Annotated in this window: 19 protein-coding genes; 14 read left to right on the plus strand and 5 right to left on the minus strand. The window is 64.1% G+C overall.

Translation table 11 applies throughout. The features are described from left to right. Nucleotides 1–9: 9 nt before the first annotated feature. On the minus strand, nt 10–1,161 hold the full coding sequence (locus HALO32_RS12230) for a ChaN family lipoprotein (protein ID WP_151444152.1): 1,152 nt from the start codon (nt 1,159–1,161) through the stop codon (nt 10–12). 151 nt (nt 1,162–1,312) lie between these two features. On the opposite strand from HALO32_RS12230, the gene HALO32_RS12235 reads away from it, so the two are divergent. From HALO32_RS12235 to HALO32_RS12265, 7 genes are all read left to right on the plus strand, one after another. After that, on the plus strand, nt 1,313–1,669 hold the full coding sequence (locus HALO32_RS12235; protein WP_151444153.1) for a hypothetical protein: 357 nt from the start codon (nt 1,313–1,315) through the stop codon (nt 1,667–1,669). Between the two features lie 311 nt (nt 1,670–1,980). Further along, the gene (locus HALO32_RS12240; protein WP_151444154.1) at nt 1,981–3,057 is read left to right on the plus strand and encodes a TRAP transporter substrate-binding protein; all 1,077 of its coding nucleotides are present in this window, start codon (nt 1,981–1,983) and stop codon (nt 3,055–3,057) included. Between the two features lie 100 nt (nt 3,058–3,157). Continuing rightward, nucleotides 3,158–3,757: a TRAP transporter small permease gene (locus HALO32_RS12245; RefSeq protein ID WP_151444155.1), complete on the plus strand. Its 600-nt coding sequence runs from the start codon at nt 3,158–3,160 to the stop codon at nt 3,755–3,757. Nucleotide 3,758: 1 nt separating this feature from the next. After that, nucleotides 3,759–5,039: a TRAP transporter large permease gene (locus tag HALO32_RS12250; RefSeq protein WP_151444156.1), complete on the plus strand. Its 1,281-nt coding sequence runs from the start codon at nt 3,759–3,761 to the stop codon at nt 5,037–5,039. A 15-nt stretch (nt 5,040–5,054) separates the two neighbouring features. Beyond that, nucleotides 5,055–5,582, plus strand: a complete 528-nt coding sequence (locus HALO32_RS12255; protein WP_225809982.1) for a gluconokinase — start codon at nt 5,055–5,057, stop codon at nt 5,580–5,582. 118 nt (nt 5,583–5,700) lie between these two features. Continuing rightward, entirely contained in the window at nt 5,701–6,696 is a 996-nt protein-coding gene (locus tag HALO32_RS12260; RefSeq protein ID WP_151444157.1) for a substrate-binding domain-containing protein, read from the plus strand. Between the two features lie 131 nt (nt 6,697–6,827). Further along, nucleotides 6,828–7,883, plus strand: coding sequence for a L,D-transpeptidase family protein (locus HALO32_RS12265; RefSeq protein ID WP_151444158.1), 1,056 nt, complete (start codon nt 6,828–6,830; stop codon nt 7,881–7,883). A gap of 62 nt (nt 7,884–7,945) precedes the next feature. Here HALO32_RS12265 and HALO32_RS12270 read toward each other — a convergent pair whose 3' ends face one another. After that, complete coding sequence (locus HALO32_RS12270) at nt 7,946–8,344, minus strand: RidA family protein (protein WP_151444159.1); 399 nt, start codon at nt 8,342–8,344, stop codon at nt 7,946–7,948. Nucleotides 8,345–8,492: 148 nt separating this feature from the next. Here HALO32_RS12270 and HALO32_RS18230 point away from each other — a divergent pair, with 148 nt between their 5' ends. Continuing rightward, nucleotides 8,493–8,624, plus strand: a complete 132-nt coding sequence (locus HALO32_RS18230) for a hypothetical protein (RefSeq protein ID WP_267902495.1) — start codon at nt 8,493–8,495, stop codon at nt 8,622–8,624. Nucleotides 8,625–8,633: 9 nt separating this feature from the next. Then, complete coding sequence (locus HALO32_RS12275; RefSeq protein ID WP_151444160.1) at nt 8,634–10,292, plus strand: MBL fold metallo-hydrolase; 1,659 nt, start codon at nt 8,634–8,636, stop codon at nt 10,290–10,292. A 33-nt stretch (nt 10,293–10,325) separates the two neighbouring features. Here HALO32_RS12275 and HALO32_RS12280 read toward each other — a convergent pair whose 3' ends face one another. Beyond that, nucleotides 10,326–11,231 (minus strand): cation diffusion facilitator family transporter, encoded by a 906-nt coding sequence (locus HALO32_RS12280; RefSeq protein WP_151444161.1) that lies wholly within the window; start codon nt 11,229–11,231, stop codon nt 10,326–10,328. Between the two features lie 180 nt (nt 11,232–11,411). Here HALO32_RS12280 and HALO32_RS12285 point away from each other — a divergent pair, with 180 nt between their 5' ends. Both HALO32_RS12285 and HALO32_RS12290 read left to right on the plus strand, forming a co-directional pair. Then, nucleotides 11,412–11,681: a CDGSH iron-sulfur domain-containing protein gene (locus HALO32_RS12285; RefSeq protein ID WP_151444162.1), complete on the plus strand. Its 270-nt coding sequence runs from the start codon at nt 11,412–11,414 to the stop codon at nt 11,679–11,681. Nucleotides 11,682–11,943: 262 nt separating this feature from the next. After that, on the plus strand, nt 11,944–13,065 hold the full coding sequence (locus tag HALO32_RS12290; protein WP_192576495.1) for a GGDEF domain-containing protein: 1,122 nt from the start codon (nt 11,944–11,946) through the stop codon (nt 13,063–13,065). Nucleotides 13,066–13,165: 100 nt separating this feature from the next. Here the strand turns inward: HALO32_RS12290 and HALO32_RS12295 are convergent, their stop codons facing one another. Further along, on the minus strand, nt 13,166–14,485 hold the full coding sequence (locus tag HALO32_RS12295; RefSeq protein WP_192576496.1) for a peptidoglycan-binding protein: 1,320 nt from the start codon (nt 14,483–14,485) through the stop codon (nt 13,166–13,168). Nucleotides 14,486–14,801: 316 nt separating this feature from the next. Between HALO32_RS12295 and HALO32_RS12300 the strand changes: the two genes are divergently transcribed. Further along, entirely contained in the window at nt 14,802–15,479 is a 678-nt protein-coding gene (locus HALO32_RS12300) for a TVP38/TMEM64 family protein (protein WP_225809983.1), read from the plus strand. Between the two features lie 107 nt (nt 15,480–15,586). Further along, nucleotides 15,587–16,180 carry a hypothetical protein gene (locus tag HALO32_RS12305; protein WP_151444165.1) on the plus strand — a complete coding sequence of 198 codons (594 nt, stop codon included), beginning with the start codon at nt 15,587–15,589 and terminating at the stop codon, nt 16,178–16,180. Between the two features lie 63 nt (nt 16,181–16,243). Here HALO32_RS12305 and HALO32_RS12310 read toward each other — a convergent pair whose 3' ends face one another. Continuing rightward, complete coding sequence (locus tag HALO32_RS12310) at nt 16,244–16,753, minus strand: CIA30 family protein (protein WP_151444166.1); 510 nt, start codon at nt 16,751–16,753, stop codon at nt 16,244–16,246. Between the two features lie 134 nt (nt 16,754–16,887). Here HALO32_RS12310 and HALO32_RS12315 point away from each other — a divergent pair, with 134 nt between their 5' ends. Beyond that, nucleotides 16,888–17,922, plus strand: a complete 1,035-nt coding sequence (locus tag HALO32_RS12315; RefSeq protein WP_151444167.1) for an Acg family FMN-binding oxidoreductase — start codon at nt 16,888–16,890, stop codon at nt 17,920–17,922. Nucleotides 17,923–17,994: the final 72 nt, after the last annotated feature.

A 17,994-nucleotide genomic window follows, 5' to 3' on the forward strand; every position in this document is an offset into this window, starting at 1 on the left:
CAGAGCGGTTCATGGCGCGTCGTTCGGAAAGTGGATCAGCATGTCCTGGAACTCGCCGCTGCGGCGAATCTCCAGCGGCAGCAAGGTGCCGGGGGCCTGGCGACTGACCACGGCCGTGAGGTCGGCGGGCCGCTCCATGGGCAGGCCAGCGGCGGTAAGAATGATATCCCCCTCGGCGAGGCCGGCTGTTTCGGCCACGCTGTCGGGCGCGATACCCTCGATGCGCACGCCGTCTGCGTGCTCGCCGATCAGCACGCCCAGTCGCGGTGGGTCCGACGGCTGAAAGGCGGACTCGTCTCCCAGCACATAATGGGCATCGGCCTGTTCGAGGGGCGGCTGGCAGTCGGAGCCCGGCGCCCAGGGCAGCAGGCTGCGCTGGTCATGCAGGCCCAGGTCGTCGAGCTGGTAAGGCACGCCGTCGCCGTCGGCGAGATGACCCTTTCCCATCAGTCCCGCCACCAGGCGGCCGTCCTTGGCGGCATCCGCCAGCGCCGTGGCCATGGCGCGATCCCAGACCAGCTGTGCCGCGATGAAGCGCTCGAGATCCGCCGGGCTGTCGTCGCGCTCAACATGCTGGGTGTAGGTCGCTTCCAGTGATTCGCGGTAGGCGGGGGGTGCCGGGGCCGGCGGCGTGAGGCCGAAGCGTTCCTGCTCGGGCACTGCCTCCCAGCCCTCGGTGGCCAGGCGCCCGCGCAGTGCGGGAGTCACGTTGAGCGCCAGCAGCGGTATGCGCTGCATGCGCGCGAAGTGCAGGATCGGCAGGTAGAGGTCCGGGTTGAAACCCCAGGCCCGGTACCAGTCGCTCTGCTCGAGGAAAGCCGCCTCGTCGAGCTCGCCGGCCACCCAGGCGTCTAGTGCCGGCTGGGCCTCGCGGGGCAGCATCTCCAGGCCGATCGCCATCTCCGCACGGTGGGCATGCAGGGCAGCCAGGGTGTGGAGCTGCCAGCGATGATGGTCAAGGCGGTCATGTTGCTCGCCGAGCAGCACCACGCCCGTGTCGGCAAGCTCCACCATCAGATCGGCGGTGGTCAGCGTCTCACCGCCCTCGACATGCCACTGGCCGGGGGTAGGGCACTCGTCGGCCAGGGCGGAGAGCGGGGTCAGGCAGGCCAGGGCGGCACCGACGTACAGGGAGCGGACGGGGGAGCGGGATCGCGACATCGACGACTCTCGGTGGAGGGGCATCCGTCCAGCCTACCCCGAGGCCCCCCGGGCGAAAAGCGCCTCAGCGATGACGGCGCCGTGACGCTTGGGCGATACTGGCTGCGGTGTCGTCCATGGTGGACGACCCTCGACTAGCGGGAGAGACGTGATGGAACCACTCTCGAGAGGCACCGGCCTCCTGGCGGCGACACTGCTCGCCGGCGTTCTGCTCATGGGCTGCGGCGGGGAGGCGCCGGTCAGCGAGGTGCCACTGCCGGTACTGGTCAACAACCCCGAGGCCCATGACGACAGCCGGGTGGCCACGCGTGGCAGGGTGCGCCACTTCGAGGATCCGCTGCACTACTGGATCGAGGACGAGGACCTCAACCGGGTCGAGATCTTCCCACACGAGCGGATCGCTCCTCACCTGGGCGAGGCCGTGCGGGTCGAGGGCCATTTTCGTTTCTCGGTCAGCGAGGGGCGCCGGTTGACGCTGGAGCACGTTGAGCGGTTGGAAAGCGAGTGATGTCGCCGGCAGTAAGCGTGGCGCACTGCGGTGGCGTCTGGTGCCTGCCGTTGCCCCCTGGATCCTGCTGACGCGCTGGGTCGAGGCACGTGTCCGAGGCCCATTGATCGTTGGTACCACGACTAATGTCTAATCACCGATGCCCTTTCCCGCGTTGACTTGAATGGTGCTCGGATCTAGGCTTCTCCGCCAAGAGTTACCAGTAACATTACCGGTAACGTCGATATCCGATGGCCGATGCCATCGGTCTCGTTGATTCGGCAGGAATACTTCCGTGCCAACAATGAATAATCATCAATGGAGAAAGCGCCATGACTCGATTCCTTCTTGGAACCCTGACTTTCGCCGGTGTGGCAACGATGGGACTGGGCATGGCCCATGCCCAGACGCCGGACCTGTCCGCACCGCCCGCCATCGATGGTGAGGTGGTAGAGGACCACGGCAGTCACACCATTCGCATGGGCATCGGCCTGGCCGAATCCTCTCCGCAGTACATTTCCAGCCAGCATTTCGCCGATATTCTCGAAGAGCGCAGCGAAGGCCGCCTGACCGTGAATATCTTCCCCAACAGCCAGTTGGGCGATGACGTACAGATGATGGAGATGCTGCAGACCGGCACACTGGACATGTCGTATCCGTCCTCATCGCCGGCCACCACCTATGTGCCGGAACTGGCGGCGTTTGACCTGCCGTTCCTGCTGCCGACCCGTGAGGCGGCCGTGGCGGTCATGCAGAGCGATGTTGCCCAGGGCATGCTCGATTCCTTCGACGGTACCGGCATCAAGGCGCTGGCGTTCTCCGAGAACGGCTATCGCCAGCTCTCCAACAGCGTGCGCCCGGTCGAGACGCCGGAAGACGTCGGCGGCCTCGACATGGGTGGCCTGACCATCCGCACCATGGAGAACCCGGTTCATCTGTCCATCTGGGAAACCCTGGGTGCCAACCCGACCCCGATGGCCTTCGGTGAGCTGTTCTCGGCCATGGAGCAGGGCGTGGTCGATGGCCAGGAGAACCCCTGGAGCACCATCCTGACGTCGAACTTCCATGAAGTGCAGGACTACGGTTCCGAAACCCGCCACGTGTACACGCCGTTTATCATGATGATGTCCGAGCGCACCTGGGATCGCCTCGATCCGGCCTACCAGGACCTGGTTCAGGAAGCCGCTCGCCAGTCCGCCGCGTATGAAATCCAGCTGGCCGCCGAGTATGACGACTGGTCGCGCAACCAGCTCGAGGAACGCGGCATGCAGATCACGCGCCTGAACGATGAGCAGATCGCTGCCTTCCAGGAAGCCGTGCAGCCGGTCTATGACGAGTGGGCGCCGGAAATTGGCGAGGACCTGATTGCTGAAATCCAGGCCATTGCCGAAGAGACCATGTCCAACTGAGCAACCCCCTGTAACCGTTGCTTAAGGTTGCACGAGGAAGTTGCACACGCTGCGCAGGGACAAGGGGCTTCGGCCCCTTGTCCTGTCACTGGAGTCTGCCATGTCTCACTCGACCCCCATTCCTGAACCCGATGTCTATCTTGATGATCCCAACCGCAAGCCCCTCGAGCTGGATTTTGCAGCACGCAAGGGACCGGCGATATTCCGTTGGCTGACGGTCGCCATGGAGCAGTTGATTGCGGCCATCCTGGTGGCGTTGATCATCTCGGTGTCCGCCAACGTGATCGGTCGCTCGCTGCTCAATCAATCGTTGCCCTGGGCCGATGAGCTGGCGCGCATGTTATTCATCTGGCTGGTCTTCATCGGTGCCGCCGCGGCCTTCGCGCGTTTCGAGCACATTGCCGTGGATATCCTGGTGCGCAAGCTTCCGAAGCGGGGCGCCTACACGCTCTATCTACTGCAACACCTGATCATCAGCGGGCTGATGGCCATCATGTTGTGGGGTGGCTATGTGGTAATGACTCATTCCACCGGCCGCACCGCGATTCTCGGCGTGCCCTGGAACCTGATCAATCTCTCCCTGGTGCTGTGCGCGATCTTCATCGTGGCGGTAGCGCTATGGCGTGCCTGGCAATGCGTGCGGCTGATCCGCGACCCGCTTCTGGCCTCCTCTTCTGATCCTGACCACGGAGCGCACTGAAATGTTGTGGATATTCCTTGCCATCCTCTTTGCGAGCATCGCCATCGGCTTGCCGATTGCCTTCGGCCTGGGTGTCGCGGCACTGGTCATGGCGCTGCTTTCCGATATACCGCTATCCATCTTGATCGAACAATCCATTCGGGGCGTCAACAGCTTCCCGCTTCTGGCGATTCCTTTCTTTATTCTGGTCGGCGAAGTCATGAGTAACGGTGGCATTGCCCGTCGCCTGATGGATCTCGCCGGCGCGCTGGTCGGTTTCATGCGGGGTGGCCTGGGCCAGGTGGCTATCACCGGCTCGATGTTCTTCGGCGGCATCAGCGGATCGGCCGTCGCCGATACCGCGGCCACCGGGGCGATGATGATTCCCTCGATGAAACAGCAGGGCTATTCGGCACCCCATGCGACGGCTATCAACACCGTATCCTCGGTGATCGGCATCATTATTCCGCCGTCGATCCCGCTGATCCTGTTCGGCATCGTGACCGAAACCTCGATCAGCCGGCTGTTCATTGCGGGCATCGTCCCGGGGATGCTGATCGGCTTTGCGTTGATGGTCACCACCTTCATCCTGGCCACCCTTCAGCACGCCGGCCAGACCAGGAAATTTCGCCTCGACCGCCTCTGGGAAACCTTCAAGGCCGCCTGGCTGGCGCTGGTGCTGCCGGTGATCGTGATTGGCGGCATCATCGGTGGGGTGTTCACCGCCACCGAGGCGGCCGTGGCAGCGCTGCTCTATTCGCTGTTTATCTCGCTGGTGGTCTATCGCGAGTTTCACATCAAGGCACTGTGGGGCATGCTGATCCGCACTGCGCGTCTGACCGGCATGGTGCTGCTGCTGCTCGCTTTCGCCACGGTGATTGCCTGGTTCCTGACCATCAACATGGTGCCGCAGACGCTGGTCAAGCAGGTGCAGGCAATCACTCAGGATCCGTTCTGGCTGCTGATGATCGTCGCTTTCCTGTTGCTGATCATAGGCTTCGTGATGGATCTCACGCCGGCGATGGTCATCATGGCGCCCATGCTGACGCCGATTGTCACTTCGGTCGGTGTTGATCCGGTGTACTTTGGTGTGCTGATGGCGTTCATTCTGGGTATCGGTTTGCTGACGCCGCCAGTCGGTACCTGCCTGTATGTCGGCTGTGGCGTAGGCAAGGTGTCGATGGAGCAACTGGTCAAGGCCATGCTGCCCTACTATGTGGCGTTGCTGGTGGTGCTGGTCATCCTGGTGGCTTTCCCGGGCATCGTCACCTGGCTGCCCAACCTTACCGCCGTTAGCGGGTAGACGAGGAGAGTCAAGATGGTGGAGACAGCAACAGTGGTGACGCACTCAAACCGTATCCTTGTCATGGGCGTGTCCGGCTCAGGGAAGACTCATATCGGCCGCCTGGTGGCCGAGCGACTCGGCGCCGAGTTCATCGATGGCGATGATTATCATTCCCGGGTCAGCATCGACAAGATGGCCCGTGGCATTCCGCTCAATGACGAGGACCGTAAGTCATGGCTCGAGACGCTGGCGGAGATATTTGCCGAGTATCGTCGACGGGATATCAGTGTGGTAATCGGCTGTTCGGCGCTGAAGCGGCGCTATCGCGATACCCTGCGCCGTGGTGACCCCCGCTTGAAAATCCTGTTTCTTAGCGGTGATCGTGAGCAGCTGCATCATCGGCTCACCTCGAGGGAAGGACATTTCTTCAAGGGCGACAGGATGCTCGATAGCCAGCTGAGCGACCTTGAATCTCCTGGCGAGGAGGAGGCGGTGGAATTGAATATCGCCTTGTCGCCCGACCGGCTGGTCGACCACTTCTTGCAACGGATCGCTCTTTAGTCAGTGCTCTCGGGCTTGGCGCCGGGTCGACTCCTGGCGCCGCGTCGACTAGGGTGTCATTCACCCCTGTCCCCCAGGACCCAGTCGTACGACTTATTTCCCCAGGCTGCGAGCCGCCTTGAAAAACCGTCGCCCCACGCTCCAGGATATCGCCGACCGGATCGGTGTCACGAAGATGACCGTGAGCCGGTGCCTGCGCGATCCCGAATCGGTGTCGGCCGGGCTGCGTGAGAACATCTTGGCGGTGGCCGAGCAGCTTGGCTATATCCCCAACCGTGCCCCGGACCTGCTGTCGAAATCCACCAGCCGTTCTATAGGGGTGCTGGTGCCTTCATTGACCAACCAGGTGTTCGCCGATGTGCTGGTGGGGATCGAGTCGGTCACCGAGCCGGACGGCTATCACTTGATGCTCTCTCACTACGCTTATAGCGAGGAGCTCGAGGAGCGCAGCCTGTCCTCGCTGCTCTCGTATAATGTCGATGCCGTGATTCTCTCCGACAGTCGACACACTCCGCGTAGCCGCCGCATGCTCGAAATTGCCGGCATCCCCTGTGTCGAGATCATGGATTCGCTGACGCCTCCGGTTCATCACGCGGTTGGGTTTGACAATGTCGCCGCGGCGCGTGACATGGTCAGCGAGATGATCCGCCATGGTCGGCGTCGTATCATCTACCTGGCGGTGCGTCTCGACGAGCGCACCCGTCAGCGCGACCAGGGCTATCGTGAGGCCATGGAAGCGCACGGCCTGGCGCCGTTGAAGCTTCAGCGCACCCAGCGGTCGTCTTTCAGCGTGGGGGCAGCGCTCATGGCGGAAGTGCTCGCCGAGCATCCCGATGTGGACGGGCTTTTCTGTACCAATGACGATGTTGCCGTCGGGGCCTACTTCGAGTGCCTGCGCCGCGGTATTCCGGTACCACAGTGTATCTCCATTGCTGGCTTCCACGGTCACGACGTGGGCCAGGTGATGTCGCCGCGCCTGGCCAGCGTGGTCACGCCTCGTGAAGCGATTGGTCGCCAGGCCGCCAAGTTGCTGCTGGCGGGCATGAAGCGCAACGACACCGAGAAGCGGATCATCGATCTGGGGTATCGTATCGAAGTGGGCGAAACGCTCTAGAGATGATGAGGCCCTTCGAGAGTGCGTCGAGACGGGCCACCTCACCTCTATTTGCCGTGAGGCGAACGCCATGAAACACTGTTCATTAAACCGCACTCCCTAACGACGCCATCTTCGAGTCCCTGGCCATCATGAACCCTTCCGCGATTGTCCCCTTTTCCAGATGCTGCCGACCCCTGGTCCTGTCCCTGGCGCTGATGTGTCTGCCAGTGGCGGCCATGGCCGAGGAGGAGTGGCCCCGTGGCCACTACCCGCTTCCCGAGTCGGGCAACATGGTCGGCGAGGTCTACCGCGTCGAGACCCGTGAGGGGCAGACGCTGCTCGACATCGGTCGCGAGCACAATATCGGCTATGAGGAGATGCGTAACGCCAACCCGGACGTCAGTCTCTGGGCGCCCGATCCGGGCACCGAGGTGGTGATCCCGGCGCGTTACATCCTCCCGCCGACGCAGCGCCAAGGCGTGGTGATCAACCTGTCCGAGCTGCGTCTCTACTATTATCCGGACGTTGCAGAGGGCGAGACGCCCCGGGTGGAGACCTATCCCATCGGCATCGGCCGGGAGGGCTTCAACACTCCGCTGGGCGTGACCGAGACGACCATGAAGCTCAAGGACCCGGCCTGGTATCCGCCCGAATCGGTGCGCCAGGAGGCCAGGGAGAACGGCGAACCCCCGCCCGAGGTGGTGCCGCCCGGCCCGGACAATCCGCTGGGTCAGCACGCCATCCTGCTCGATATCCCCGGCTACCTGATTCACGGCACCAACCGCCCGGACGGTATCGGCATGCGCGCCAGCCGTGGCTGCATCCGCATGATGCCCGAGACCATCGAGGCGCTCTTCTCCCGCATCGATGTCGGCGAGCGGGTCAACATCATCGACATGCCGGTGAAGGTAGGCCAGGAGGGGGAACGTCTCTACGTGCAGTCCTTCAAGCCCCTCGATGAGCAGGAAAACGGCATGGGGGATCTGCTGGAGGCGCTCCACCAGCTGCAGGAGACCGAGGCCGCGTCCCAGATCCCGGTGGACTATGCCCGTCTACGCGAGTCGCTGGAGTCCAGCAGCTGGCAGCCGGTTGCGCTGGCGCCACGGCCGGATGACGCCATCGAACCCGAGCCTTTGCAGTGGTTCGACGAGATCCTGGCCATGCGGCCCTGGCACGATCAGTTGGACACCCGCCAGGAGGGGTGATGGAGGCTGGCAAAGGGACGTCGCGATGACCCTTGAGGTCGGCTGGAAGGCCGCTCTCAGGGTCACAATTGATGCGGTGCAGGGCGGCGCGCCATCACGGTGATCTCGACCTGGGCAGAACCATAGAGGCGGGGTGACTGGGTGCAGGTGCGCGCCGGGTAGCGTCTCGAGTCGAAGAACTCCGCATAGGCGGCGTCCATGTCGCGGATCAGTTCGAGGCTGGTGATGTGAACGTCGACGCGCACCACGTCGGACATGTCGCATCCGGCGGAAGCCAGCATGCGCTGGATGCTTCGCATCACCAGGCGAGTCTCCTCGGCTATGTTGCCGAGCATGGTTTCGCCGCCCTGGATATCCTCGGCCGTCAGCCCCGAAAGGAAGACGTAGTCGTCGTCGATCACCATATGACTGCCGGGAAAGAGCGGGATGGGCAGGGTGGCATCGTTGTGGTATTTCGGCATGGGGGTTCCTTTTCCGTGGTGCTGACTTTTCCTGAGTCTAGCTGGTGTCAGGGGCACCGCCCCAACGCGCCGGCTTCCAGGAGGCTGGGCGCCTCGCCGCCGCTGTGGTATTGCTGTTGGCCGGCCCTTTTCTTGCCCAGGAGGCCCCATGCCGTCCACGTCTGATTTCGTCCCCGCCCATGCCGACTACCGGACCAAGGTGGAGCACATTCTCCTGGCATCGCCCTTCATCCGGGCGCTGGGCCTCGATTCCGACGAGATCGCTCCTGGCCGTGGTTAAGTCGCGCTGATGGCTGACGAGCGCAAGCGCGAGATGCGCCCCGCCGCGACGCTCGCCCTGGTGCGCGACAGCGAGCAGGGGCTGGAGGTCCTGCTGCTGCAGCGCACCTGGCAGGCAGCTTTCCTGCCCGGCTACTTCGTGTTTCCCGGCGGGGCCGTGGACCCGCAGGACCCGGATGTCCGAGCCTTTGCCTCCGGGTGCGATGATGCCGCCATCAGCCAGACCCTGAGCCTCGACGAGGGCGGGGCCGACTACATGATCGCGGCCCTGCGCGAGTGCTTCGAGGAGGCGGGGCTGCTGCTGGCCGTGGATGGCCAGGGGAACCTGCCGCCGGCGGATCATCCGGTACTGAGCGAGGGGCGGGAGTCCCTGCGGCGCGAGGAATCGAGCTTCCGAGGACTCTGCGAGCGCTACGGCCTCGGGCTGCCGCTGGACCGGCTGGCCTACCTGGGGCACTGGGTCACGCCCCGGGGCGCGCCGCGGCGCTTCGATACGCGCTTTTTCGTGGCCCTGGCGCCCCCCGACCAGCAGGCGCTGCATGATGGCAGCGAGACCATCGATCATCTCTGGCGTTCTCCCGCCCGAGTGCTTTCGGACCACCGCCAGGGCCGTCTCTCGCTGGGCTATCCCACCCTGCGTACACTGCGTCTGCTTGCCGACTTCTCCACCGCCGAGGGGCTGTTGCGCTACGCCCATGCCAACCCCCCGACCCCGCATCCCAGCCGCCCCTGGCCGGCCCGCAAGGGTAATGCCACCTGGCAGGTGGAGCCGGATGCCCCGGCCTATGCAGAGGTACGCCGCCTGGACCCACTGCGGCAGGGCACGGCCAGCGCCGAGATCGAGCCCGGCAGGGCGGTCGAACTGGCGCCGGGGGTGACCCGGGTGACCGCGCCCAATCCGGGGGTGATGACCGGTCCCGGCACCAACAGCTATCTGTTGGGTGACGGCGAGGATCATCTGGTGATCGACCCTGGCCCCGTGCAGCCGGCGCATCTGCAACGCTTGCTTGGGCTGGCCGGCGGGAAGATCTCCCGGGTCCTGGTTACCCACACCCATATCGACCACTCGCCGGGAGCGGCCTGGCTCAAGGCGCGCACCGGTGCTCGACTGGTGGGTCTGCCGCCTCCGCCCGGCGCCAGCCAGGACGCCGGTTTCTCGCCGGACGACCGGCCCCGCCATGGCGAGCGCCTCGCAACGCCTGCGGGCATGCTGAAGGTGCTGCATACCCCCGGGCATGCGTCCAACCATCTCTGCTATCTGCTGGAGCCTGAGCGGCTGCTGTTCGCCGGTGATCAGGTGATGCAGGGCTCCACGGTGGTGATCAACCCGCCGGACGGCGACATGGCCGCCTATCTGGCTGCCTTGCACGCCCTCGGCGAGGAACCCTTCGACACCATCGCCCCGGGCCACGGCTTCCTGATCGGCGAGGGCCACGCCGCTATCGACTTCCTGGTCACCCATCGCCTGGCCCGGGAACACAAGGTGCGCCGGGCCCTGGCGCGCCATGGCCCGGCGAGCCTGGAGGCGTTGACGCGCCACGCCTACGATGATGTGCCGGAGGACAAGCAGAGGGTAGCGGCGCGCTCGGCGCTGGCCCACCTGCTCAAGCTCGAGGCCGAAGGGCGCGCGGCGCAGCAGGCGGGGCAGTGGGTCTCCCGGGAGGGCTGAGGGCCGCCTGTGCCCGAACGACGGGCGACAGGCCTATGCCCAGCGCTCGTCGGCGGTGAAGGCCACGGTGAACCAGCGCCGTTCCGGCGGCGGGCTCAAGCCGGCGCTGATCTGCTCGCGGATCTCGTCGAGTACGGCGATGCCCTGGCCCTGGCCGTATTCGGGCGTGGTGACGATATGGATCTCGATATAGTGGCCGCGGCCGGCCTTGGCCACATGGCTGTAGTAGCGCAGCAGCCCCTCGCGCGTCATCACCGGCGCCATGGCCGCATGGACTTCGCGGTCGATCCCGCTCGGCGCGATCAACAGCACCTCCTTCATGGCGCGGCGTACGATACCGATGGGCACCGGCATGAAGCTGGCCGTCAGTACCATCAGCAGCACCGAGTCCACGTAGGGGGTGAGGTGCGCCCAGGCAGTGCCCTGCAGGAAGCGGGCGATAACAAAAGCCACCAGCAGAGAGGTGGTGATCAGCGCCGCCATCAGCCAGCCCTGCATGTCGATACGCACGAATTCGGAGTCCGCGGTGCGATTGATGCGCCGCTGGTAGCCGGTCATGACGAAGCAGACGATGGCCACTACCACGGCGTAGCCGATCGCCAGATCGAAGGCGAGTTCGCGGCCGCCCTCGCGCAGGTCCAGCAGGGCGGTGAGGAAGGCATAGAAGCAGAGCAGCATCAGGATGCTGCCGTTGAGCGCCGCCACCAGCGGCTCCAGGTGCCAGTAGCCGTGCTGGAAGCGGTCGCTGGCCTCGCGCACGGCGAGGCGCGCCACGAAGAGCGCCAGTCCCGACATGGCGGCGTCGATGGTGGAGAAGACGCCATCGAAGAGGATCGACTGCGAGCCGGCGAGCAGGCCGAAGATGACCCCCAGGCTGGAGACACCCAGCGTGACGAGGATGGATAGCTTCAGCGCGCGCTGCTCGAGGGTGGCTTGCATGTGGCGTCTCGGGTTCGGAAAGCGCTTCAGTCTAGCCGAGTGGGAAATGGCGGGCGAGGGGACGGCGCGTTGAGCTTCCCTCCGGCGCTGCGGCGTTTGCCTCGATAGCCGGCTCGAGATTGCCAAGGCCAAGGGCCCTCATCCAGACTGTTATTCTCTTTCCCGACATCAGGAGGCCCCATGAGCCAGCCCGTCATCGCCGACAACCAACCAAAGCCTGTCACCCTCCAGAAGGGCAAGAAGTATGCCTTCTGCGCGTGCGGCCATTCCCAGACACAACCTTTCTGCGACGGCTCTCACAAGGGCACGGGCTTCACGCCGAAGGTGTTCGAGGCCGAGCAGGATGGCGAAGCCTACCTGTGCCAGTGCAAGCAGACCGGCAACGCACCCTTCTGCGACGGTACCCACCAGCAGTTCAGTCAAGCGCAGGTGGGTAGGGAGGCGCCATGACCGGCGCCCACCTGTCCTGACCACCTGGCCCGGATCATGGTCTTGCCCTGAAGCCTCCACTTGGTCGTCGAATACGGCGCCCAGAGAGGTTTCGAGAGCCTTGGAGGCCGGGACAGCCCCTTTCTCTCCTATACTCGCCATTGAAGAACGACGTGCTCTAGGCGTCGGCTGACTGCAGGCCGACTATAGTCCGATGCTCAAAGCCCACTTGGAGGCGATACGCGCGTATCGGGATGCTATGACGTACAGGGCCAGGTCGGTATTGTGGAAGGATTTCATCACCTCGGGAGGGCGCTCCACACTGGAAGATCCGGATTTTCTCCGTCTGAGCATCATGAATGTGATGGCGGGAGCCGGGTGTGTGGCTTTCCTGCTCTTCCTTGTGCTCGATTCGACCGGCTCGTTTGGTTGGTCAACGCTGCGAATTGCGACCGATCTGCTGGGTATCGCCTTGACGCTGGGCGTGATCGTGGGGTTGCGCGCGGGTGCACCGCTCGGTGTGATGGCCAAACTGTCGCACCTCGCCCTGTTCGTCCTTCTTCTACTGCTGGCTGTGGCAAGAGGAGAGAGTGTCCTCGCCGTCACCATACCCTTGATCTACCCGGCGCCTGCCTACCTGTTACTGGATTCGGTTTATCGAGCCAGCATCGGCACAGCGCTGATGGTCCTGTGTCTATATGCCGTTATCCTGACCAATACTGGAGGGTTTTTCGAAGATATGGTCGCCGTGCTGGATGGTGCGCTGTCCATTACGCTCGCCATGGCATTCCAGGCAGCGGTGATGGCCCTGTACTTGCGAAGTCGGCAACAGTCCATCGCGTGGCTGAAATCGCTGAAAGATACCCTCGCCTTCCAGTCCGCTCATGATCCGTTGACCGGCCTGCAGAACCGCTACACCTTTGATGAAGTGATCAGCCGGGAAATGAGGCGGCGTTCCGATGATCGGCTGTTCGCGTTCCTGATGCTCGATATCGATTCTTTCAAGGCGTACAACGACACGTTCGGACACCCCGAAGGGGATGAACTGCTGCAGCGGCTCGCGAAGGCAGTGCAAGGGCTATTCAATCGTGCCGAGGATCATGTGTTCCGGTTGGGCGGGGAGGAATTCGGGATCGTGTTCCGTCCTCGCGATCGGAGCGAAGCCGCATTGATGGCGGATAGGCTGCTTGAAGTCATCGAGTCCATGGAAGTCCCTTCTCCCGGTGGCCCGCATCGGCACATCACAGCATCCGCGGGTCTGCTGTGCCGAGCTCCCGGGCCGGGTCCGGATTCCGAGACCATCTATCGGCTGGCCGACCAGGCCATGTACCGGGCCAAGGAAACGGGTCGGGCCCGTTGGGTGGAGGCCAACGATGAAAAGCGGAAGAACGACGGGACCCACTGATGGTTACCGAGAAAAGTGCCGCCTCTCTGGAAGCAGCACGTTTTCTAGATCGGGAGCCAGAACCCTGGGTAATTGACGGCCTGGGGCGCTGGTGCAGGCGCTACTCCTCCAGGCGGATTCTCCGCAGGGTGTAATCGCCTCCCTGGTTGGCCAGCACGAAGCCCTGGAAGGGATCGCGCAGGCCGTTTTCCCGTGCCTGAATAAGGCGCTGGTCATCCACGCGGACCTCCATTCGCCCGTCCTCGTCACGCGTCCAGACAAGGCGGTGGAACCTGCCATCCTCGAGGTCGAGACTGCCCTCGTGGCGCGCTACGACTTCGGCACCTCCGGAAATCAGCCTGACCAGACTGAGCCCTGGGCGTGAGCCGGGAGAGTAGACCAGGCGATAGCCGGTGCCGTTGGGCCGGTTGCCCTGGAAGAGCCCAAGCTCAAGGCTGCCAGGCCGCTGCCGGGAGGCCAGCTCCAGCTCCATCCTGAAGGCGTTGTCGACGGGGGAGTTGACGAAGATGCGCGCCGGTTCCACGGGGGCGGACACCTCGCCCTGCCTGGTATTGCCCGTCTGATCGAGGATCAGCTCCAGCATTGCCAGACCGATCTCTTCCGGCCGGTCGGCGCTGAGACGGCGGGAATCGCGTTGGGTCGTCCGCTGCATCTCCACGATACTGCGCAGGCCGTTATCCTCGACCTCGAAGTCGCCGCTGAGCACTGACCAGGACGGGTTGCGGCGGAAATCACCGTCGCGGAAGTCGTCCTGCAGGACGACCCGAGACTCGGGTTCGGGTTGCGGCTGCGAGGGGGCGGCCACCTCTTCCTTCTCCGTCTGGCGCAAGCGTTTCAGCAGTTCGGCCGAGGCGCGGCCGTTCCGGGCAATGCCCTTGTCGGCCTGATACTCGCGTATTGCACTGCGGGTCCGTCTTCCCATGGCGCCATCCACCGGGCCTGCGTCATAGCCGAGCCGATTGAGCTCACGCTGTATCTCGGCTATGCCTTGCCGGTCCGTCAGGCTCTCGATATCGGGTCGCGAACGCTGTGTGGCCTGTGAAGAGGATTCCTCTTCTTTCTGCTCTTCCGGTTGCCAGCCACGCGCCGACTGCTGCGCTTCGGCGACCTGACCAGACGTCATGCGTTCGGCCAGCGAGTCGCGTGCCTCCCCGGCATGGCGGTGACCGCGCGCGGCGGCCAGGTTGTACCACTTGTGAGCCTGCACGAAATTCTGGACGGTCCCGTTGCCGGACTCGTACAGGCGGGCGAGCATGTACTGGGCATCGGCATCGCCGCTTCTGGCCGCTTCGCTGAATTCCTGGAGTGCCTGGCGATACTCCTGCTGCTCATAGTAGCGCATGCCGTCGGCGTAATCGGCGCTGGCCAGTCCGGCGTAGCCGAAGAGGATAAGACTGAGTGCGAGTCCCTTGATGATCACGGTGATGCCTCCTTTGAACGGGCTTGCTATCCACGACATCCCAATGTCGGGACGGTAGGGATGCCGCTGCCTGTCCGGCTGTTCCGGGCAGGCGACAGGCATTCCTCTCTCTGAGCGTATCACCAGGACGAGGAAGTTGCGTGATCGCGTGGCCACTACATGCTGGCGCTTACCGAGAATTCGTAACTGAATGGCCAGCCTCGGCCGCAATCGGAGCAATCGGGGAGGTACCTCGATTTTTTCCGAATGTCGGGAACCGTGACCCGGCGCAGTGGGCGTGGCACGATGACGATTGATCAATGACCGAGACCCCTCGATGTTCAACGACAGTTCGCCAAGGCGCCCCTGGCGATGGGTAACGATCAGCTCCACGCTGCTGATGGTTGGCTATCTGTGGATCTGGTACGCGCCGGAACTGGCCGACGTGCAGCGCTGGGCCGACGGGGCTTCTCACCAGCCCGCCGTGATCGTCTCGGTGATCCTGATAATGGCGGTGACCCTGACATTAGGCCTTCCCGGCAGCTTCGGACTCTGGCTGATCGCACCCTTCTATAATCCCTTGGCCGCCACCCTGATGTTGACTGTCGGCAGCGTGGTGGGTGGCCTGGGAGCCTACTACCTCTCTTCCCGCTTCAGCGATCGCTGGACGTCCAAGGGTCTCACTCGCAAGGTCACGCGCAAGTTGGAAAAGCGAAGTGATTTCCTGACCCAGTGCGCCCTGCGGGTATTTCCGGGTTTCCCACACTCCGTGGTCAACTTTGCGGCGGGTCTGCTGCGCCTGCCGCTGGTTACGTTTGTGATGGCGGCCATCATCGGCCTGGGGGTGAAGTGGGCGGTCTATTCCAGCGCCATTTACGGCGCGCTGGAGGCGGTGGAACGGGAGGACGCTGTCAGTCCCGATGTGCTCTTGCCACTCGCTGCGTTGACCCTGCTGCTGCTGACTGGCGCCTGGCTGCGCCGTCGGGTAGAGGCCCATGGCCATCCGTTGGGGTAGAAGGGATAGTGCCTCGCGTTGAGCCGGGGTATCCATAAATAGCGGTAGTGCAAGAGCGCTAGCGTGAATCGGGACGCCACCCCGCTGTCCTCTGAAGGAAATCGTCCATGAGGTGCTCAGTCAGTGCTGCCTGGTATCCGGTGATCGTCGCCGCCGTTCTCTCATCGGGGTGTTCTTCGCACGGCACTTATCCCGTCGAATGGGGCGGCCTCTCAGCATCCCCAGGCGATAGCTGCCCCTCGCTCACAGGCGTTTACCGGAACGCGGGGGAACGCGCGGTACCGGAGGGTGGCTCGCCTCAGTATTCCCCGCCTTATCTCTCCAGCTATTTCCATGCGAACAGTACCACGGCGGTGCGAGCGAAGCGGGTGCGGATCACGGGCGATGCGAACGCGGAGCTCATGGTCGAAGCGCTCGACGAGGCTGCTCCCCTCGAGCAACGCATCCTGCAGCGGCAGGAGGATTACCTCTGCGAGGATGGTTGGCTGTTGCTTGAGTCGTCTCGTTGGGTGGCGGAACAAGTCAGTGGCTTCGAGTCCATGACCTATCGATTCACCAGGGCGAACGATGGCACTTTGGTGGTTCAGGTGAGCGCTTCCGCGCTCGGTGTGATCTTTGTGGTGCCCGTCGCCGGCAGCTCAACCGAATGGCACCGTTTCCAGCCGGTGGAATCGGGCAGCGTTCGGTCTGTTGGCCAGTGAGCGGGCGAGAGGAGTATGCCCTGCCGTGACGGACAAAATAGAGAGGGCAGAGCATGCTGCCCGTCAGGGCGTCACTTCGTGGCCCATCGCATCGAGCCAGTCCACCTCCAGCCGGAAGGGCCCTGCGGTTCGGTCGGCAATCAGGAATCCCAGCTGCTGGATCGCCGCGGGGTCGAGCAGCGGTGCATTCTCCAGCCTGCGGCCGCGGAAGACGGCCTCGAACTCACTCCAGGGGAGTGCGACTCGCTGCCACTCGCCGGCGTATGGCTGGAACAGCGCGCGGTAGGCGCCTCCATCGAAGAGCTCGCCGGTACGCAAGCGCAGCTGGTAGCGGCGACCGTCGCCACGTACATGAAGCACAACGCCCGAGGCGTCGCTCAGGTCGATCACCTCGGGTTCGCGGCGCACCGAGGCAAAACCACCGTTGTTCTCGAGCGAAATCTCGCCGCTGAACACGCCGATGCCCGCTTCTATATGCAGGTTGCCCTGGGAGATCCCACCCATCACGTCATCGTTGATGGCTCGCCAGCGTGTTGCCTCGTCCGCGAGCTGAAAGTCGATCAGGCGTGTCATGGCGCCTCCTCTGGCCGTCCGTTTACCCTGGGCTCAGCTTGCCTGCCATGTCGCGTGCTGTCTTGTACTGGGCACTACCGTGCAAGAATTGCGACATACTCTGAGAGACATTAGCCAGCCATTGCGAGGGCACCATGAACTACGACGAGGCGGTGAAGCACACCTGGAACCTGGAGGAATGGCATTCGCAGGATGAGGCCGAGCGAATGCGCCTGCTCATCCACTTCGCCACCCTGGCCCCTTCTGGCCACAATACCCAGTGCTGGCAGTTCCGGGTGGAGGAGGGCGCCATTACCCTCCTGCCGGATTTTACCCGGCGCACGCCGGTGGTCGACCCGGACGATCACCACCTCTACGTATCCCTGGGCTGTGCGACGGAGAATCTGTGCCTGGCCGCTCGGGCGATGGGGCTTTCTGCTCAGGCAGAGTTCCGACCACAGGGCGACGGCGAGATTCGGGTGAGCCTCACGCCTGGAGAGGCCGAGGCGTCGCCGCTGTTCGAGGCTATCGCCTCACGGCAATGCACGCGCAGTGACTACGACGGCACGCCACTTTCCGCCGAGCAGCGTCGACTGCTGGAGGCGGCGGGCAACGGGAATGGCGTCTCGGTGCTGCTGCTCACCGAGCGCGAGCCCATCGAGCGGGCGCTGGAACATATCCAGCGCGCCAACACCCGGCAGTTGAAGAATCCCGCCTTCCGACGGGAGCTGGAGGCCTGGATCCGCTTCAACGACGCCGAGGCGGTGGAGAAGAGCGATGGCCTGAGCGGCCGGGCGACCGGCAACCCTCAGGCGCCGCGCTGGCTCGGCAAGCTCCTGATGCGCGCCATGCTGCGGCCGAAGGCAGAGAACGCCAAGCTGGCGCGCCAGGTCCGTAGCTCTGCGGGGCTGGCGGTGTTCGTCTCGGCGGAGGATGACCGGGCACACTGGGTCGAGGCCGGCCGCTGCTACCAGCGCTTCGCCCTGCAGGCCACAGCGCTGGGCATACGCAACGCCTTCGTCAATCAGCCGGTGGAGGAGGCGAGCGTACGCCCCGCGTTCGCCCGGTCGCTGGGACTGTCCGGTGAGCGTCCAGACCTGGTGGTGCGCATCGGCCGAGCCCCGACCATGCCGCGCTCGCTGCGTCGGCCGGTGGAGAGCGTGATAACGTCCACGCCGTCATCGTCGTGATGGAGGAACTGGGCATCGAGCATGCGTTCATGCGCCTCTCGTTCGCTTCAGGCTAAGTTCTGCGCAACGGGC

It is taken from the genome of Halomonas lysinitropha, assembly GCF_902500215.1.
Classification (GTDB): Bacteria; Pseudomonadota; Gammaproteobacteria; order Pseudomonadales; family Halomonadaceae; genus Halomonas; species Halomonas lysinitropha.

Coding starts and splice junctions, on each gene's coding strand:
- HALO32_RS12230 (WP_151444152.1), bottom strand. CDS start 1,161: ATGTCGCGATCCCGCTCCCCCGTCCGCTCCCTGTACGTCGGTGCCGCC.
- HALO32_RS12235 (WP_151444153.1), top strand. CDS start 1,313: ATGGAACCACTCTCGAGAGGCACCGGCCTCCTGGCGGCGACACTGCTC.
- HALO32_RS12240 (WP_151444154.1), top strand. CDS start 1,981: ATGACTCGATTCCTTCTTGGAACCCTGACTTTCGCCGGTGTGGCAACG.
- HALO32_RS12245 (WP_151444155.1), top strand. CDS start 3,158: ATGTCTCACTCGACCCCCATTCCTGAACCCGATGTCTATCTTGATGAT.
- HALO32_RS12250 (WP_151444156.1), top strand. CDS start 3,759: ATGTTGTGGATATTCCTTGCCATCCTCTTTGCGAGCATCGCCATCGGC.
- HALO32_RS12255 (WP_225809982.1), top strand. CDS start 5,055: ATGGTGGAGACAGCAACAGTGGTGACGCACTCAAACCGTATCCTTGTC.
- HALO32_RS12265 (WP_151444158.1), top strand. CDS start 6,828: ATGAACCCTTCCGCGATTGTCCCCTTTTCCAGATGCTGCCGACCCCTG.
- HALO32_RS12270 (WP_151444159.1), bottom strand. CDS start 8,344: ATGCCGAAATACCACAACGATGCCACCCTGCCCATCCCGCTCTTTCCC.
- HALO32_RS18230 (WP_267902495.1), top strand. CDS start 8,493: ATGCCGTCCACGTCTGATTTCGTCCCCGCCCATGCCGACTACCGGACC.
- HALO32_RS12275 (WP_151444160.1), top strand. CDS start 8,634: ATGGCTGACGAGCGCAAGCGCGAGATGCGCCCCGCCGCGACGCTCGCC.
- HALO32_RS12280 (WP_151444161.1), bottom strand. CDS start 11,231: ATGCAAGCCACCCTCGAGCAGCGCGCGCTGAAGCTATCCATCCTCGTC.
- HALO32_RS12285 (WP_151444162.1), top strand. CDS start 11,412: ATGAGCCAGCCCGTCATCGCCGACAACCAACCAAAGCCTGTCACCCTC.
- HALO32_RS12300 (WP_225809983.1), top strand. CDS start 14,802: ATGTTCAACGACAGTTCGCCAAGGCGCCCCTGGCGATGGGTAACGATC.
- HALO32_RS12305 (WP_151444165.1), top strand. CDS start 15,587: ATGAGGTGCTCAGTCAGTGCTGCCTGGTATCCGGTGATCGTCGCCGCC.
- HALO32_RS12310 (WP_151444166.1), bottom strand. CDS start 16,753: ATGACACGCCTGATCGACTTTCAGCTCGCGGACGAGGCAACACGCTGG.
- HALO32_RS12315 (WP_151444167.1), top strand. CDS start 16,888: ATGAACTACGACGAGGCGGTGAAGCACACCTGGAACCTGGAGGAATGG.